Origin of the sequence: Levilactobacillus tujiorum (assembly GCF_012641185.1) — a bacterium.
In the GTDB taxonomy this organism is placed as follows: Bacteria; Bacillota; Bacilli; order Lactobacillales; family Lactobacillaceae; genus Levilactobacillus; species Levilactobacillus tujiorum.
In genome coordinates this window covers 61,897-79,081 of the sequence record NZ_JAAXLK010000003.1, presented here as the reverse complement: position 1 = coordinate 79,081, position 17,185 = coordinate 61,897, and the positions used below count along the sequence as shown (strand labels likewise).

The window sequence follows — 17,185 nt, the reverse complement described above, 5'->3', positions numbered from 1 at the left end:
GGTGGCTTATTTGCAATTTCATAACCGGCGTTGGCACCTCTCGCCACGCCAATTTACCTTACTCGGGGCTTTTCTGACGCCTTTTATTTTAATGACGGCTTATTTTATTTACCGTCAAATGGTCCCATTTGGTTCAAGCAGCCTGCTGACGGTCGATCTTGGGCAACAATACATCGACTTCTTCGCGTATATGCGACGGGCCCTGTTACATGATCCTAGCAGTATCTTTTACTCATTTGCTAACGGCTTGGGGGGCGAAATGCTGGGGACTTGGGCTTATTACCTGTTGAGCCCGTTAAACTGGATTCTGTTGCTGTGTCCCGGCGCCTCCTTGACCACTGGGGTATTCTTCCTGACGGTCATTAAATACGGTCTAGCCGGTCTAGCCTTTGCTTGGCTACTACTGAAGACGACCCAGCAATCCGGGCTTAAGGCCATCACGTTGGCGACGGCCTACGCACTGATGGGCTGGTCCATTGCCAACCAATTAAACATTATGTGGCTGGATGCCGCCTACCTCTTACCGCTAGTCTTCTATGGGGCCTATCTCCTCATGACGACTGGTAAATTGCGCACCTACGTCGTCTGGCTGACCCTCTCGCTCATCATTAACTATTACATGGCATACATGATCTGCCTCTTCATGATCCTGACGTTTATTTTCCTAGCTGTGGATCGTTACACGACTTGGGGCAACTTGTTAAAACAAGCCGGTAACTTTGCTTGGACCTCCATCACTGCCGGACTACTCGCCGCAGTGGTCTTGCTGCCCACCTGGTGGTCGCTTGCGCAGAGTAAGGCCCAATACACGGTGACGTCTTTCAAATGGAAGTTTGAATTCTTCCCACCGAAAATGCTGGCTAAATTCTTCCTGGGAGCATTTAACTTCGATCAGATGCCTGATGGGACGGCCAATCTCTTTATTGGCGCCATTGCGTTACTAGGCGCCCTCTTTTACTTCAGTAATCGTGCCATCGTCCTGCGAACACGCCTCACCGCCGGTATCATTACCGTTGTATTGGCACTTTCTCTGTGCCTGCAACCCCTGGATCTCCTATGGCACGCTGGGCAATTTCCGGTGTGGTACCCCTACCGTTTCTCGTTTATCGTGAGCTTTTGGCTAATTTGGCTGGCCGCCCAGGCACTAACTGATGATTTCGAACCCGGTTGGCTCGCCATTGCCATGGTCACGGTAATCGTGGTGGCTGGGGCAGCCTACGTGGCCTTAAACCTCAAACAATTTAAATTTCTTCAAATGAATCAGGTTCTACTGGGGATGTTCTTCGTGGTCATGGCGCTCGTGTTGACCACCTTGCCTATCAAACATCACTGGATTTATCCTCTCCTGTTCTTCGTCATTGGCGTTACCGAAATCTCCGCCAATGCCTTTACATCACTGAACAACATCAGTTACGTGTCGCAGGGGGAATATGGAAATTATACGAATGAGCTTCAACGCTTGGTAAATCCCGTTCAGAAGAAGGATCACGGCTTTTACCGGATCGGCAAGACCTTTATGCGCACCAAGGGGGACGCCTTTCAGACCGGATTCAACGGTGGTGGGGTCTTCTCCTCAGTCCTGCCTAAAGCTGTGCCGACCTTCTACGGCAACACGGGAAATCCTGACGGGGACGGCTTTGTCGCTTACAGTAACGGTACACTTGTGACCGATGCCCTGTTGAACATGAAGTATTACTTCCAAGATAAACCGCTCTCGGGCGCACTAAGTGGTGCCAGCATGCTCCCAGCGACAGCTAATAAGGCCGACCTGGCTGATTACGACCCAGTCGGCACCGACCACTGGGCGACCACTTACAAGAACCCCTACGCCCTGCCAGTGGGTTATGCGGCAGACTCACAAATTCTGTCACTCAAGAATAAAACTGCCGATCCCGCCCAATACCAGGCGAATTGGTTAGCCGCATTGACTGGTAATTCAGCGGATAAACGGCTCTACACGGCAGAGAACTTCGATCAAGTTACCTTTAACAATATCAATCAACAAACTAAAATTACGGGCGCCATTCTTCAAAAGAAGAACCTGTTGAAGCCCGGCAGTATCACCTTGACCATCAAACCCACAACCAATGATCCGTACTACCTGACGTTTGGTTCCACGGTCAATCCCGACAACGCCACGTTTGTGCTCAACGGTAAGGCGCTCAACCAGTACAAGACCTACCGCAATACCATTCTGGTAAGTGCGGCTGACCACGCCAAGGGCCAGACGATTAAACTGACGATTAACCTGAAGAAGGGGTCCCTCTGGTTAGAGAACTTTACACTCTATCGCCTGAACACGGGAACGTTTAAGACGGCAATCGCCCAGTTGCAGCAGCACCCTTGGCAATTGTCCAAACATACAAGTCGCTACTTTAGCGGACAGATTACCACGACTAAGGCTGGTGAGGTTCTTAACACCTCTATCCCTTACTCATCAGGTTGGCACGCCACTGTTAACGGTAAGACCGCCAAGACGTACAAGACCATCAACATGTTCACGGCGCTTAAGCTGCCTAAGGGACGGAACACCGTAACCCTGTCCTACTGGCCACCACTGTTGAATCTTGGCCTGCTCATCAGCGGGTTAACTCTGATCGCATTGACCGGCGGCTGGTGGCTGAGCCATCGTCGCCACTAAATCGCACCTTCACTTAAAAACCAGTGACACCACGTATTGATTACATGGTGTCACTGGTTTTTTGCTAACTAACTAAAGGTTGAAAGGACTAAAATCATTACCAACGCGGAAATGCCAGGGATTTTAGTCTAAAAAGTGGCCTAAACCCATCACCTGCGGCTGGCAGAGATTCCGCCTGCTGTGGGGACCGCCTGCGGCCTGAGAAGCGGTCCTCCGGCTCGGTTTGAAGCTCGGAAGTTCACCGATCTCCAAACACGTCCCACGCTGTAAGCCGAAAATCGGCTAACACCGTCGACACAGCTGGCTCCACCTCTGCCCTCCTCCGGTTAAGCTAGCATTTGATTAGCAAATTGCTTTAATCGCTTGGTACATCAGTACTTAGCAAATATAGATGACAATATCTGTGTAGCCGAGAGTGAGCTGAATTTGAGCTCAGCCGTGGGATTTGCCAAGTGATTTTCTTGGTAAATGGCGACTTTGACACGTGTTCTTCGGGTCAAAGCGAGGCTAGAGACCGCTCTATGGCTCTAGCCGTCCTACCCACAGCGTTCCAGCTCAAATTTGGCGAACGGCAAGGCGAAGGCCTAAGAACAATGTATCCGTCGACCAGTGCGAATTAGAAGCTATTGCGCCTGTGCGTCCAGCTCGCCGTTCTCCTGGTAAAGATAAGTTGGTCCGTCCGTCTTAGGATCATAGTCTACCGTGAGATCATAACCCACGAAGAACCACTGATCCCCCTCCGTAATATAGTACGTCACATCATCTTTAGTCTCCGCAACAATTGGATCACGGGGATGATCATCTGGCGTCATCCCTAGTGAGAATCCTTCATGAACCGGCGTTTTACCGTAAACTTTACCGAAAAAGCGAATGCCGCGGCCCGTCATTCCCATTTCGTCGCGAAACCATTTACTTGCTGCATCAGTCACCGTTATTTTCATTATCCAAGACTCCTCTTAGGTAGACTATGAATCCGTTTTCACGTTTCCCTTTCTTTATAACATGCAAGACCCGTGTTTGGCAAGTCATGACTTAGTTTTCATACTACTAATTGTACACAACCAACCGACGATCTACCACCATTTTGCTTGCCAAAACTTCCGATAAAAAAAGACCAACCCCGGAGGATTGATCTTCAGAAAGTGCTTATTCGACGTCTAAGACCTTAACGGACATGTCGCCACCCGGCGTTTCAAAAGTAACTTCTTCACCCTTACGGTGACCTAAAAGCCCCTTAGCGATGGCTGAGTCATTGGAGATCTTCCCGGACATTGGATCAGCTTCAGCGGCTCCAACGATGGTGTATTCTTCAGGTTCCTCGTCAGGTAATTCCTTGAAGGTGACCTTCTTACCCACCGTGATCTCATCCTTATCCGTACCGTCGTTGTCAATAATTTGGGCATACTGTAACATCCGTTCAACGGTGCTAATCCGCGTTTCCAACATACTTTGTTCGTCCTTGGCTGATTCGTATTCCGAGTTTTCGGATAAATCACCATAAGAACGGGCAATCTTAATCCGATCGATTACCTTAGGCCGTTGAACCATTTTTAAGTTTTCTAGTTCGTTTTCGAGTTTCTCTTTACCTTCTTCAGTCATTGGATACATTTTATCTTGTGCCACACTGGCCACCCCTTTTAAGTAAGTATTTTTTAATGTCAACGCGCCGAGCGCTAACCTAAATTTTAAATTGTAGAAAAGGTTAGCCGAAAGATCAGCTAACCCGTCCTATTCTATATGGTTGTATCTGGATTGTCAAAAACTTGTTCATTGCCACTAGCTTCGAGAATTGCCCGAATCTTGGTTACCAACAGGTCAATTGCGACTTGATTTTCGCCACCCTCGGGAACAATCAGATCGGCATAACGCTTCGTTGGTTCTACGAATTGATGATACGTTGGCTTAACCGTCGCGAGATATTGTTGAATGATGGACTCTAAAGAGCGACCCCGTTCGTTCATATCACGTTCGATTCGCCGAATGATCCGAATATCATCATCCGTATCGACGAAAACCTTGATATCCATCAGGTCCCGCAGCCGCTCGTCATCGAGGATCAAGATTCCTTCCAGGATAATGACATCGCGTGGTTCCTGATGAATCGTCTCACTACTCCGCGTAGAAAGCGTGTAGTCATAAACCGGCTTTTCAATCGGTTTACGATCTAATAACTGCTTGAGCTGTGAAATCAATAAGTCTGTGTCGAAGGCCAGTGGATGGTCGTAGTTTACGGCTGCCCGTTCCTCCATCGTCATGTCCGACTGATCGTTGTAGTATGAATCTTGTTGTAAAATCATGATTGAATGGCCAATCAATTGATTAAAAATTGCCCGGCTAACCGTGGTTTTCCCGCTACCAGAACCCCCGGTAACTCCAATAATAATCGGTCGCTTTTTGTCTGCCAACATTGTCGCCATCCTTTACTTATTGTCACTTGCTAATGAACTCGTCTTTTCTTGGTGCTCTGCATAAGTCTGAGAGAAGTAGACCTTCCCCGTCTTCGTATTCGCGATGAAGTAGTAGTACCCCTTCTTCTGATCCTTAGGATGCAATACGGCCTTGATTGAAGATGCACTTGGATTATCAAATGGTCCGGGACCATAACCGGTGTGCACGTACAAGTTGTACGGTGACTTAACCTTTAAATCCTTATAAGTCAGCGTCTTCTTGGTGGTCTTCAACGCATATTGCACGGAAATGTCAGACTGTAAGGCCATCCCCGCTTTAATTCGGTTTAAGAAAACGCCGGCAATCTTATCGCGATCATCTTGTGAAACCCCTTCGCGTTCAACCAATGACGCCAAGGTCATCACTTCTTGCACCGTACGCTTCTGCTTCTTAATCGTCGCATAGTGGCCCTGCAAGTTTTGATCAGACTTGGCCACCATCTGGGTGATGATATCTTTAAGCGTCATCTTTTTCCCAGCTTGATACGTTGCCGGAGCAAGGTATCCCTCTAGCCGGTAACGCACATTTTTCGCCTTCTTGGCCGAACTCAAGAGCTGTGGATATTTCTGCTCTAACTGATTAAAGAAGGCTGGATCTTTCATTAGCTTCAGAAACTCCGCCTTGGTGAAATCCGTCTGAATGGGGATCTCGGCGGCTAATTGATCCACCGTCTCCCCCTCACGGACTAACAGCTTGCCCGAAGTGCTCTGGATCGGCTCAGCTGACCCCCCCTTTTGGAGCTGCTTGGCAATCTGGTTGAGCGTCATGGACGGTTTCAACTGGTAATACCCCGCCTGAAAGTTTGTGAACTTATTTGATTTTACGTAGTAGTTAAAGACCATTCCACTCTTAACAACTTTTTGGTCTTGCAAGATCTGTCCAATCTTGTTCGACGTTGCCCCTAGTGGGACATGGACTTGCACCACATTATGATCCTTCGTATTCATTGGCTTGAGTGCTGTCTGGAAGTAGTGATAGCCAAAAATACCGATAATCACTGCCAGTAAAACCAACAGACTCGCCACACCAATCATGATGCGTCGGCCAAACGACCGCTTTCTGCCCGAATCCTGCCTTGACGGTGTGGGCGTATTGCCATTATCCAACTTATTTCCTCCGTTCTATGCCATAGTCTTCTCTATTATACAGAAATTCCTAGAGAGCGGAAACCTGAAAGCGCTACTTTGATAAAAATGTAATAAATAAACTGATCATTCCGCGAACATTCAGTAAAAACGCGTTTGGCCTCCTACTGCGAAGACAAACGCGTCCTTAACTTAATTATTAACGAATCTGTGCACCCAAGTCGTCCTCTAGACGCTTAGATACCTTCTCAAATGCCTGTGTAACAGCATCGTCGACTAACGTTTCGTGCTTATCCTGATACGTCAGCGTGTAGGCCAGGGACTTCTTCCCCTTAGGAACCTTGACACCATCGTAAACGTCGAATAATTTGACTGATTGCAGGAAGGCCCCGCCACGACGTTCGATCAAAGCGACGACTTGCTCGTTCGTAATGTCATTGTCCACGAGCATGGCGATGTCCCGCGTAATCGCTGGGTAACGTGAGATAACGTCATACTGATTTTCCTGCTTAGGCATATCAATGATGGCTTGCAAGTTCAATTCAAAGACGTAGGTTGCGGCAATCTTAAACTTCTTAGCAACCAACGGATGAATTTGACCTAAGAAACCAATCCGGTGACCATGAATCAAAATATCTGCCGTACGGCCAGGATGCATCTCCGGCATATCGGTGTTTGGCACGTAGGTGATATCCCCGTTAACCGCCATATCCTTCAAGTAAGCAGCCACGATGCCCTTCATTTGATAGAAGTCGACAGCCTTAGCTGGTTGATTCCAAGATTCTGGCATCAACGTTCCGGTGATTGCGCCAGCGATATGTTCTTCTTCACTAGGCCGATCAACGCCGTCCTCGCGGTAGAAGACCCGACCTTGTTCATAGAGGGCTACATCCTTCACCTTACGAGCGGAATTGTAGGCAATATCATCCAACAGACCAGATACCAAGTTCATCCGCAACACAGCATGGTCAACCGTCATTGGCCAAGCCAAATGAGTGGTTTCACTAGCCTGCATCATGAACATTTGGGCCTTTTCCTCAGTCGTCAGCGCGTATGAAATGGCCTGGTTTAACCCCAGCCCTTCCAGTGAATGCCGCGTGGCCCGCATCAACCGTTGCTTATCGGTTAACGTCCCCATGGTCATTCGACCAGTTGGTAACGTTGCGGGAAGCTGATCGTAGCCGTAGATCCGGGCAATCTCTTCCAGTAAATCAGCTGGAATATGAATATCATTGCGCCGAACCGCTACCGTAACCGTCAACGTATCGTCATGAACGGCAACCTTAAACCCAAGGCTTTCCAGAATATGGGTCACTTGATCCATGGATAAGTCCGTTCCCAGAACGGTATTGACGTGAGTTAACGTGAGTTCAATGACCGCTGGTTCAGGAATATTGCTGCTACCCACGACTGAACCTTTCTGAACTTCACCGTCAGCCAGTTCATTCATCATCTGAGCGGCCGCATCTAAGGCTTCTTGGACGCCAGTTTGATTAATTCCCCGTTCGAAACGTTGGGAAGCATCCGTATGCAGGTTGTGGCGTTGGGCGGTCTTCCGAATATGATCGTGTTCGAAGACGGCGGCTTCAATCGCCACCGTCGTCGTGCCATCCTGAATTGACGTGCTTAAGCCACCCATCACACCAGCAAGGGCGATTGGGGCCTTTTCATCAGCAATCACAATGTCACTTTCGTCCAGATCATGATCATTTTCATCCAAGGTCGTTAGCTTTTCTCCGGTCTTAGCTGTCCGCACGTAGACGTCATTGCCAGCAAATTTATCGTAATCAAACGCATGCAGTGGTTGACCATACTTCAACATGATGTAATTGGTAATATCCACCACGTTGTTAATTGGCCGCAACCCGGCGTTCCACAGACGAATTTGTAACCACATTGGACTGGGTGCCAGCTTAACGTTCTTAACTAACCGCATCCGGTATTGTGGTGACAATTGATCATCGACGTGAACGGCCAATTGATCAGCAATGTCAGCGCCGGCTTCCTTAACTTCTGGTTTATCCAACGTAACGGGCTGGTCATAGATCGCAGCCAGATCATGCAACGTCCCAAAGAGGCTCAACATGTCTCCCCGGTTAGGCGTCACGTCTAAATCAATCAAGCTATCATTCATGCCCAAGTAATCGTAAACGTCATCCCCTGGCGTTGCGTCGGCGGGCAGCACATAAATGCCGTCGACGTAGTCCTTAGGCACAACGTCTTCACTGAACCCAATTTCTTGTAACGCACAGATCATTCCGGCAGAAGGAACACCACGCATCTTAGACTTCTTGATCTTCACGTTGTCAGCAATCCGTGAGCCCGGTAAGGCCACAATGACGTTTTGACCAGCGGCTACATTAGGGGCACCACACACAATTTGTAAGGGTTCGTCTTCCCCAACATCCACTTGGCAAATGTGCAAGTGATCTGAATCTGGGTGGGCCTCCAGAGAAAGCACGTGACCAACCACGATCTTCTTGAGACCATCGCTAGGCGTAGTGACGTCGTCGACTTCCACGGAAGTCCGTTCGATCTTTTCCGCCAAATCAGCGGGTTTAACGTTTAAATCTAAATATTCTTTAATCCAATTGTATGAAATCTTCATGGTTGGCGATTATCCTTTCTTTGTAAATTGGGTGAGGAACCGGACGTCATTCAAGTAGAAATTCCGGATATCATCAACACCGTATTTCAACATGGCGAAGCGATCAGGACCAACCCCAAAGGCAAATCCACCGTATACATCAGGATCGACACCGGCCATCTTCAAGACGTTCGGGTGAACCATCCCGGCACCCAGAACTTCAATCCAGCCAGTGTTCTTGCAGACCTTGCAACCCTTACCGCCACAGTTGAAGCAGGTAATGTCAGCTTCAACAGAAGGTTCCGTGAATGGGAAGTAGCTTGGCCGCAACCGAACATCGAATTTATCTCCAAATAATTCGTGGGCCAGCACTTGTAGCGTCCCCTTTAGATCCGCCATCGTCACGTGTTTGTCGATCACCAATCCTTCAACTTGGTGGAATTGGTGGGAGTGCGTGGGGTCATCGGTATCGCGCCGATAAACGACTCCGGGAGAGATCATCTTCAAAGGTCCTTGGCTAAAGTCATGCTTTTCCAACGTCCGGGCCTGCATCGGTGAGGTCTGCGTCCGCATCAAAATCTCCTTCGTGATGTAGAAGGTATCTTGCATGTCCCGTGCGGGGTGATTCTTAGGTAAGTTCATCATTTCAAAGTTGTACTTATCTTCTTCTACTTCAGGGCCACTCAACACTTGGTAACCCATGCCCAAGAAGAGGTCTTCAATTTGATCAACAATCTGTTGGATGACGTGTGGTTCACCCTTAGCCACCGGCGTTCCCGGCAAGGTCACATCGATGGTTTCCTTAGCCAATTGGGCGTTTAAGACGGCTTCTTCTAATTCCGCCTTCCGTTCAGCCAAGGCATTCGTCAAATCATCGCGAATTTCGTTGGCAAATGCACCAACCTTAGGCCGTTCTTCAGCATCTAAGTCCCGCATTCCCCGTAAAACTTCGGTAATTGGGCCCTTTTTCCCTAATAACTGGACGCGCACTTGATTAACGTCTTTTAAGTCTGAAGATTTTTTAATATCTGCTAAACCACGTTGCCGCAGTTCGCTGAGTTTATCCTTTAACGACATACGTCATCCTCCATTTTCTCTACTTTGCTTTACTATCAATGATTACGGCCTCTTCACCAATGGACCCAGCCATTGGAAAAATGCCACAAAAAAAGGCCCCGCCCCATAACTAGGGACGAAGCTTCGCGGTACCACCCTGATTCAGTCAATTTCACGTTAGAAATCGACCACACTCAGAAGTGATAACGGTCACTCGCCGGAAAATCATTCATCGTGTATCCACGACTCCCGATTACAACTCCAGAACTGAATTCACCCAGTAATTTGAAGTCTGCTTCCAGTCTTGGCAAACTCTCCCTGACAAATTGCACCGGCTACTGCTTTTCTATCATCGTCTTTAACTATTACAAGTAATAGACTAGCTGACTTTCTGTCACCTGTCAACTACTTCTGATCTGCCTCAGTGGGACAATACCACTTATCTGACCACGCATGTACCGCGGCCATAATGTCCTTGAACTCTTCACCCTTCGTCGTCAATTCATATTCGATCAATGAATTATCTGGAAAGGTCCGTCGAACAATGACCCCATTAAGTTCTAACTCCTTCAAACGTTCAACTAAAACACGGTCGCTACAACGGGGAATCTTCCGCGCCAGGTCTCTAAACCGTTGGGGTCCCTCTTGAAGAAGTACGTCAATAATCAACCCGTTCCATTTCTTCCCTAAAAATGAGAAGGTTTGCTCAAACCGTGGACAAAGTGAAAAATCAACCGTACCGTCTGCCGTAGACTTCGATGACGTCATTTGCATAGTAATCCTAGCCTCCCATCCGTGTTTCGATTGAAACTAGGCGTTAGGCGTAAGTTTTTCAACTAAGGCTTGGACATGCTTACGCGTTGGTCCAAAGAATTCGTGAACCGCTTCGTAATCATCAACCAAGGAAACAATCGCACTTTCCCGATATTTAGGCATAGCCAGCGTTGCTCCCCACATATGCTTCAAAATAATATCCTTTTCCATGGGACTCAAGTCGGTCAGCTTTTCCGCATTCCGCAAAGCAACCCGTGGATGGATAAAGGCATGTGAGCCCAAGTTGAACTTCGTCGTGCGCCAATCATAATAGAACAAATCATGTAACAACCCACCCCGTGCAGTGGCCCGGGTATTCAAGTCTAGCTTCTTTGCAATTAAATAACTGTTGTAGGACACCGAAATCGAGTGTTCTAATCGTGTTGAATGGTGATGCTGGGTATAATTCGCCAGGCGTTGAACTGGCTCCTTTTCCAACAAATCAGAAACTAAAGCGAGGTACTCGGGGTCATCACGCCAAGTAAGTTTGGTCATAGAATGCTTCCTTTTCATTTAGAATTATGATTTTAGTCTTTCTCAATTACCCTATATCATACTTCCTTTTTAACAAAAAGCAATGAAAATGTTCTGAAAGTCGGTTTGATTTACCGTTTCTTAACGTTCATCCTACCAAACGGAACATCACAATCCCCGCCGCAACAGCGACATTAAGGGATTCTGCCTGTCCCTTAATTGGAATGTAAAGATTTTGTGTCGTCAGCCGCTGCAAATCAGGTGCCATCCCATTTCCTTCGTTACCCATGACAATCGCCCCCACCGTTACCGGTGCGATATCGCGATAATCCTGTGCTTGGGGATCCAAGTTGGTCCCGTAGACCGGCAGATCACGTTGAGTAAAGGTTGTAATCCATTCATGCAGATCACCTTCCACAAGTTGAAGATGAAACTGACTTCCCTGCATCGAACGGAGCACCTTGGGCAAAAACCGGCTCGCACTGCCTTGTCCCAAAACAACCCCGGTAAGGCCGGCCGCATCAGCCGTCCGGACCATCGTGCCAATGTTACCAGGATCTTGAACTTGATCTAAAAATAACCAAGCTCCCGTAGCGGTCGCGGGATCAACCGCCGTATCATCGGGCATCGGTGCCGTCGCAAAGATTCCTTGCGGCGTACTCGTATCCCCTAAGGTCTTCGCAATGCTGTCCGTCAGCTCAAAGACATCCACGTTAGCGGGAAGTTCAGCCGCATGTGCCGCCAACTGCTCGGCGGTTCCCATAATGGCTGTCAACTGTAGCTCAGCCTTGATCGCCTCTTGCACCAAGTGCCATCCTTCAAGTAAATAAGACTGGGTTGCCTTACGTCCCTTCTTAGACGTTAACGCCCGCCACTGTTTGACCCGCTTGTTCTGACTCGACGTAATCTTTTCCTTCAATTCAATACCCTCCGCTAACCTAACTGGTTTTAAAGATAACATTATATATAGTAGATTTAATTTTCAGCCATTAGGGGTCATCCAGCGTTACTCGCCAGAGAAGCCCTAAAAACTGCCATCCATGTGCATCGTTAATTCTACCATACCACTAGGCAACCGCGACACTTCGCGTTATGATTAATCTAAATTTTCCAGCGTAAGGGGGACGTTTCGTGGTTACACAAAATTTTTTAATTAGCGGACGGGTACAGGGCGTTGGCTTCCGCTGGTCCGTCGCCAAACTGGCCGAACAGCTGGCGGTCACCGGCACCGTACAAAATTTACCAACGGGCCAAGTTGCCATCGTGGCGAGCGGTGAGCCAGCGCAATTGGCCGACTTCGCCGATCAAATCAACCGTGGTGTTAACCCTTGGGCACGGGTCAGTCAACTCAAAATTTCACCAGCTCGGACCCAACGTTTTTTCGATTTTCGAATAATCACTAGATAATCATTTGAAAATCGCCTACAAATCAAGTAATATGTTTGATGTTAGCGGCATTTTCGTCGTTTTGGGGGCGTCCGCGCTCTACGTTTTTAATACAAAGGGGTTCAAAAATAATATGAAAATCTCCAAGAAAGTCACGGTTACAGGTGCCTTAGCAGCCATGGCCCTCGTCTTGAGTGGTTGTGTGCAGACTAAGAACGGTAAACCGTATGGCTTTGTTTACGACTACCTGGCCGTTCCCGGACAGCACGTGATGAACTGGCTGGCCCAGATCTTTGGCAATAGCTATGGTTGGGCAATTATTGTGTTAACCGTGATCGTCCGGATGGTTCTTCTCCCAATCATGATTAAGCAGATGCGCGGCGCTACCATCCAGCAAGAAAAGATTTCGATGGTTCGGCCACAAATGGCTGCCCTACAAAAGCGGCAGAAAGAGGCCAAAACGCCGGAAGAACAATCGGCGGCTGGTCAAGCTATGATGGCATTATACAAGGAAAATGGAATTAGTATGACGGGTGGAATTGGCTGCCTACCATTGCTGATTCAGATGCCGATCTTCGCAGCGTTGTACGCCGCAATTCGTTACTCACCAGAACTTTCCAGCGCAGTATTTATGACGATCCCCTTAGGGAAGTCTAGCTGGATTCTCGCCATCCTCTCCTTCTTGTCTTACCTGTTGCAGGCCTACCTTTCCATGCTGGGCATGCCCGAAGATCAGAAGAAGCAAATGCGCATTACGTTATTGCTCTCTCCTGTCATGATTCTCTTCTTCACGTTGAGTTCACCTGCAGGATTAGGTCTCTACTTCTTCGTCGGTGGGCTGTTCGCCTGTGTTCAGACGTTAATCATCAACTTCTACCGGCCTAAGATTCGGCGCGAAATCAAGGAAAAGATGAAGGATCGGCCAGCACCAGTGGTTGAACCAGCACCTAAGCCTGTGACGCCTGCCGTTAAAGCAGAAGCCACGGCCAAGACGCAGCAAAAGAATCGTAATCGTAACGCTGGTAAGCAACAACGACATCATTAAGCACTTGCATTAACCTAGTCAATGAAGCGGTCGGGACAACTGTCTCGGCCGCTTTTTAATCTTCATTTTTGAATTGGAAGTTAAGCCCCTGCGAAATCGTCGGTTAATTCCCACCTGGGACTAGCCAGATATCACTTACCTGTTCAGTCCACTCGTTTTAGCCGGCTCTCCTGAAAAAGCTCACCATCTTATATTGACTACTCTCACGCTTATTGCCTATGTCAGACGGAATGATTGTAGCCCACAACTAACCATTTCCAGGGAGGGTATCACTCACAATATCACTTAATTCATAAAAAGCGACCAGCCACTTCATTCAGTAGCCGGTCGCTTTTAAATTATGACATCATTAAGTTCTGCCGCACACCACTCGGCACATTGCCCCGATCGATGGCTTCCCACGTTTCAACGTTTTGTCCCTTCGTGGTGATCTTCAAGTAGCGATGGGGCTTCAACACCCATTGCGATTCAAAATGTAGCTTGCGCGCTTCTCCCTTTTGATTATACGTCTGCATCTCGTAAACGTATTCGTGCTCACCGCCACCACCAATGTAGTGCCGAACAGGCTTGACCGTGGTATCCGCGTAAACGGTCTCCGTCTTCACCGCTGGATTCACATTATCAATCGCCATCGCCAGTTCTGAACCGCGATTCTTGGTCAAATTTGGCGTCAGCGCTGCCCCCAAACCGACTAAGACCAGCACAACACCACAAAATACCGCCAGCTTGATTAGAAATTTCATTTTAATAGCCTCCCCATTTGGTTAATTACTTAAGTAACTAACTGATTATCATATCTTACCTGACGAAACAAAACCTGTCAACCTAAAAATAAAAATCATTATGTTCAGACCCGCGGACTCAAAAAAGGCGTTCGGGATACCCATCCCAAACGCCTAACTGTCTATTCTCATGTAACGCTTAATCTTATTGATCCGATGACTTTGAAGACTCGTCCGACTGCTGATCTTGGTCGGCATCTTCCAATAACGCTGATTTAATGCCGGGAATCCCAGTACCATTTGCCTCGGCCTGTGCACGCTCTTTCTTCTCATTTAAGACACGCGCTGCTTCGTCTGACAAAATTGGCAACGAAATTCGGAAGACTGAGCCGTAACCCACGGCACTTTCAATGGTAATCTTGCCGCGATAGGCTTCAATGAGCCGTTTGGCGATGGCCAATCCCAGACCATTACCACCCTTAGTCCGGGAACGCGCCTTATCCACCCGATAGAAGCGGTTAAAGACCCGATTACGGTTCTCCTGGGAAATCCCTTCACCGAAGTCTTGAACGGCCACCTCGACGTTTCTAGAGTCACTCTCGAAGGTCAAGTGAATCTCCTTACGCGTCTGCGTGTATTTCACCGCGTTATCCAGCAAAATAATCAAAATCTGTTCCAAATGATTCCGATAGATCTGCGCCTGAACTGGCTGATGAACATCGTCGTCCAAAATGAAAGTAAAGTCAGGATGGATCATCTTAAAGTTATCGTAGACCTGCTGAACCACTTCACTGACGTTAGTCACTTCGTTGGTGTAATTAACCTCAATCTGCTCAGCGCGCTGCAAGTCCAGCATCTCTTGAACCAAACTCTTCATCCGCTTCGTTTCTTGCAGCGAAGCCTTAATTGATTCATCCAGCACCTCAGGATCATCCTTACCCCAGCGATCCAGCATCTCCATATGGCCTTGAATAATGGCTACCGGCGTTCGTAACTCATGTGAGACGTCCTCAACGAACTGTTGCTGCTGATCCATATACCCCTGCGTTGTGTCCAACATGCCATTGAAGAGGTTTCCTAAATCGCTCAATTCATCCGTATGCCGAATTTCCGGCACCCGTTTGTCGGTTTGCGGATCGTCCCTCACAGCGTGAATGGTCTCGCGAATCGCCTCAACTGGCCGCAAAAGGAAGGACGCCAAGATATAGCTCAAAATCGCCACCGCTAGCCCTGCGATCAACCCCAGGACAATTGCCACTTGGAACAGCTTGACCTGCGTTGCTCGATAGTCCTTGAGATTATCGGTTACCTGAACGTAGCCTAGCAATTGATCGTTTTCCTTACTATGGATGGGCATGCGGCCCACTAAGTGCTTACGATGGTTTAGCGTCGTTACCGCAATATGCTGCTTATTAACGGCCTTAAATCGGGCCGTTGTGTCCCCCGTTGAAAAGAGGGCTCTTCCCGTCTTGTTATAGACCGTTACCGTCTGACTGTCCCGGGCTAAAGTCGTCACCACCGCATTATTGTAGGGTGCGCCCTGTGGCTCGCCGCTGGTTTCATCCGCCAACACGTTTCGCGGACGTAACAACTGATCGACCTGGCTATCCGTCAACGCGGCACTTTGATTACTCAACCGTTCAACCACCACGTTCAGTGAGTCCGCAACGTGGGTCTTCTCCTGTCTCATCAGCACAGTCATAAAACTACTAAAAATTAAAATCACGATGGCGGCAAAGATAATCAGGACACCTAAAGCTGTGGAAAGCGTCCACTCCCATTTAAGGGAGAAACGAAAACCATGCTTCTGTTGAGTTTCCTCTTCGGTAGCCTCGCGATCGTCAATATTTACTGATTTCACGAACGCATCACGTACCCCGTGCCTCGAACCGTCTGAATGTAACTCTTCTGGCCGGCCACATCAATTTTATTCCGTAAGTACCGTACATAGACATCAACCACGTTGGTTTCAACTTCAGACTCGTAGCCCCAAACTTTGGTCAACAGGACATCCCGTGCTAACACAACGTTGATATTTTCCATCAAGGCCAACAGTAATTCATATTCCCGCTTAGTCAGGTTAATGACTTCATCACCGCGCCGCACAATCCGGTTTTCCTTCTCGATGGTCAGGTCCTTGAATTTAACGGTCGTCTGCTTGGTGTTCTTCTGTTCGCCTTCCAGATGAATCCGCCGTAGTAAGGCCCGCACCCGTGCCAACAGTTCTTCGATAGCAAATGGCTTAACGATGTAGTCGTCCGCCCCATGGTCTAACCCAGATACCCGATCAATCACGGAGTCGCGCGCCGTCATCATAATAATTGGCGTACTCTTGACTTCGCGAACGCGACGGGCCACTTCAATCCCGTTAAGTTCTGGCAACATAAGATCCAGCAAAATAACGTCGAAGTCTTGGGACAGCGCTGCTTCCAGCCCTGTACGACCGTTGAACTGCACGTTAGTCTCATAACCCTCGTGCTTCAATTCAAGCTCGACAAAGCGGGCAAGATTTTTTTCATCTTCAATAATTAAAATACGACTCATTGCGCTTTAACTCCTCTGACTAATTAAATGCGTCCACTACCAACCAAAAACCATACCGGTAGCGGGCGTCCGTTATTCATTTCAACATTTAATTTTATCATAGTTTCTCATAATTGTATGCGAAAACCACCAGTCGCTTCACATTTATCTCATTTAGTACCCGTTCACCCGCTAATTTTCAGGTTGAGTTTGTCAGACAACCGGTTGCATACAAACAGTCGTCTTGCCTTTGAAAGCCCTTCAAAGTTTTTCTTTCACATTATATATTTTGCTTGACCACCCATGAAAGCAATCATTATCGGCTTTGCACAACATATCACATTTTACTTTTTTCGTTTTTGTTCACATTTTCACTTGAAATTGATGAATTTTTTAGTATACTAG

Annotated in this window: 15 protein-coding genes; 3 read left to right on the top strand and 12 right to left on the bottom strand. The window is 48.0% G+C overall.

Annotated elements, in window-relative coordinates:
* Positions 1-10: 10 nt before the first annotated feature.
* The gene (locus tag HF569_RS02185) at positions 11-2,641 is read left to right on the top strand and encodes a YfhO family protein (protein WP_168901155.1); all 2,631 of its coding nucleotides are present in this window, start codon (positions 11-13) and stop codon (positions 2,639-2,641) included.
* A gap of 623 nt (positions 2,642-3,264) precedes the next feature.
* On the opposite strand, the gene HF569_RS02180 is transcribed toward HF569_RS02185, so the two are convergent.
* The 9 genes from HF569_RS02180 to HF569_RS02140 all read right to left on the bottom strand — a co-directional run bounded on the left by HF569_RS02180 (position 3,265) and on the right by HF569_RS02140 (position 12,023).
* A complete protein-coding gene (locus HF569_RS02180; RefSeq protein ID WP_168849450.1) occupies positions 3,265-3,582 on the bottom strand; it encodes a HesB/YadR/YfhF family protein in 318 nt (105 codons plus the stop codon).
* A 205-nt stretch (positions 3,583-3,787) separates the two neighbouring features.
* A complete protein-coding gene (gene greA, locus HF569_RS02175; protein WP_168849451.1) occupies positions 3,788-4,264 on the bottom strand; it encodes a transcription elongation factor GreA in 477 nt (158 codons plus the stop codon).
* 110 nt (positions 4,265-4,374) lie between these two features.
* Entirely contained in the window at positions 4,375-5,049 is a 675-nt protein-coding gene (gene udk, locus HF569_RS02170; protein ID WP_168849452.1) for a uridine kinase, read from the bottom strand.
* 12 nt (positions 5,050-5,061) lie between these two features.
* Positions 5,062-6,195 carry an endolytic transglycosylase MltG gene (gene mltG, locus HF569_RS02165; RefSeq protein ID WP_211089006.1) on the bottom strand — a complete coding sequence of 378 codons (1,134 nt, stop codon included), beginning with the start codon at positions 6,193-6,195 and terminating at the stop codon, positions 5,062-5,064.
* Between the two features lie 178 nt (positions 6,196-6,373).
* Positions 6,374-8,782: a phenylalanine--tRNA ligase subunit beta gene (gene pheT, locus HF569_RS02160; protein WP_168901154.1), complete on the bottom strand. Its 2,409-nt coding sequence runs from the start codon at positions 8,780-8,782 to the stop codon at positions 6,374-6,376.
* A gap of 9 nt (positions 8,783-8,791) precedes the next feature.
* Positions 8,792-9,838, bottom strand: a complete 1,047-nt coding sequence (gene pheS, locus HF569_RS02155; RefSeq protein WP_168901153.1) for a phenylalanine--tRNA ligase subunit alpha — start codon at positions 9,836-9,838, stop codon at positions 8,792-8,794.
* A 384-nt stretch (positions 9,839-10,222) separates the two neighbouring features.
* The gene (locus tag HF569_RS02150) at positions 10,223-10,585 is read right to left on the bottom strand and encodes a winged helix-turn-helix transcriptional regulator (protein ID WP_408610784.1); all 363 of its coding nucleotides are present in this window, start codon (positions 10,583-10,585) and stop codon (positions 10,223-10,225) included.
* A 42-nt stretch (positions 10,586-10,627) separates the two neighbouring features.
* Positions 10,628-11,125 carry an HD domain-containing protein gene (locus HF569_RS02145; protein ID WP_168849456.1) on the bottom strand — a complete coding sequence of 166 codons (498 nt, stop codon included), beginning with the start codon at positions 11,123-11,125 and terminating at the stop codon, positions 10,628-10,630.
* Between the two features lie 127 nt (positions 11,126-11,252).
* Positions 11,253-12,023: a TrmH family RNA methyltransferase gene (locus HF569_RS02140; RefSeq protein WP_232842537.1), complete on the bottom strand. Its 771-nt coding sequence runs from the start codon at positions 12,021-12,023 to the stop codon at positions 11,253-11,255.
* Positions 12,024-12,235: 212 nt separating this feature from the next.
* Between HF569_RS02140 and HF569_RS02135 the strand changes: the two genes are divergently transcribed.
* Positions 12,236-12,511, top strand: coding sequence for an acylphosphatase (locus tag HF569_RS02135; protein ID WP_168849458.1), 276 nt, complete (start codon positions 12,236-12,238; stop codon positions 12,509-12,511).
* Between the two features lie 112 nt (positions 12,512-12,623).
* A complete protein-coding gene (gene yidC, locus HF569_RS02130) occupies positions 12,624-13,535 on the top strand; it encodes a membrane protein insertase YidC (protein WP_168849459.1) in 912 nt (303 codons plus the stop codon).
* Between the two features lie 338 nt (positions 13,536-13,873).
* Here the strand turns inward: yidC and HF569_RS02125 are convergent, their stop codons facing one another.
* The 3 genes from HF569_RS02125 to HF569_RS02115 all read right to left on the bottom strand — a co-directional run bounded on the left by HF569_RS02125 (position 13,874) and on the right by HF569_RS02115 (position 16,801).
* Entirely contained in the window at positions 13,874-14,278 is a 405-nt protein-coding gene (locus HF569_RS02125; protein ID WP_168901151.1) for a YxeA family protein, read from the bottom strand.
* 184 nt (positions 14,279-14,462) lie between these two features.
* Positions 14,463-16,118 (bottom strand): HAMP domain-containing sensor histidine kinase, encoded by a 1,656-nt coding sequence (locus tag HF569_RS02120; RefSeq protein ID WP_168901150.1) that lies wholly within the window; start codon positions 16,116-16,118, stop codon positions 14,463-14,465.
* Positions 16,115-16,801 (bottom strand): response regulator transcription factor, encoded by a 687-nt coding sequence (locus HF569_RS02115; RefSeq protein WP_020090053.1) that lies wholly within the window; start codon positions 16,799-16,801, stop codon positions 16,115-16,117. The genes HF569_RS02120 and HF569_RS02115 overlap by 4 nt, the downstream gene beginning before the upstream one ends.
* Between the last annotated feature and the right edge of the window lie 384 nt (positions 16,802-17,185).

Bases quoted from the DNA above. Each gene is read 5' to 3' on its own strand.
- pheS (WP_168901153.1), bottom strand. From the start codon at position 9,838: ATGTCGTTAAAGGATAAACTCAGCGAACTGCGGCAACGTGGTTTAGCA.
- HF569_RS02150 (WP_408610784.1), bottom strand. From the start codon at position 10,585: ATGACGTCATCGAAGTCTACGGCAGACGGTACGGTTGATTTTTCACTT.
- HF569_RS02145 (WP_168849456.1), bottom strand. From the start codon at position 11,125: ATGACCAAACTTACTTGGCGTGATGACCCCGAGTACCTCGCTTTAGTT.
- HF569_RS02115 (WP_020090053.1), bottom strand. From the start codon at position 16,801: ATGAGTCGTATTTTAATTATTGAAGATGAAAAAAATCTTGCCCGCTTT.
- HF569_RS02125 (WP_168901151.1), bottom strand. From the start codon at position 14,278: ATGAAATTTCTAATCAAGCTGGCGGTATTTTGTGGTGTTGTGCTGGTC.
- pheT (WP_168901154.1), bottom strand. From the start codon at position 8,782: ATGAAGATTTCATACAATTGGATTAAAGAATATTTAGATTTAAACGTT.
- yidC (WP_168849459.1), top strand. From the start codon at position 12,624: ATGAAAATCTCCAAGAAAGTCACGGTTACAGGTGCCTTAGCAGCCATG.
- HF569_RS02180 (WP_168849450.1), bottom strand. From the start codon at position 3,582: ATGAAAATAACGGTGACTGATGCAGCAAGTAAATGGTTTCGCGACGAA.
- udk (WP_168849452.1), bottom strand. From the start codon at position 5,049: ATGTTGGCAGACAAAAAGCGACCGATTATTATTGGAGTTACCGGGGGT.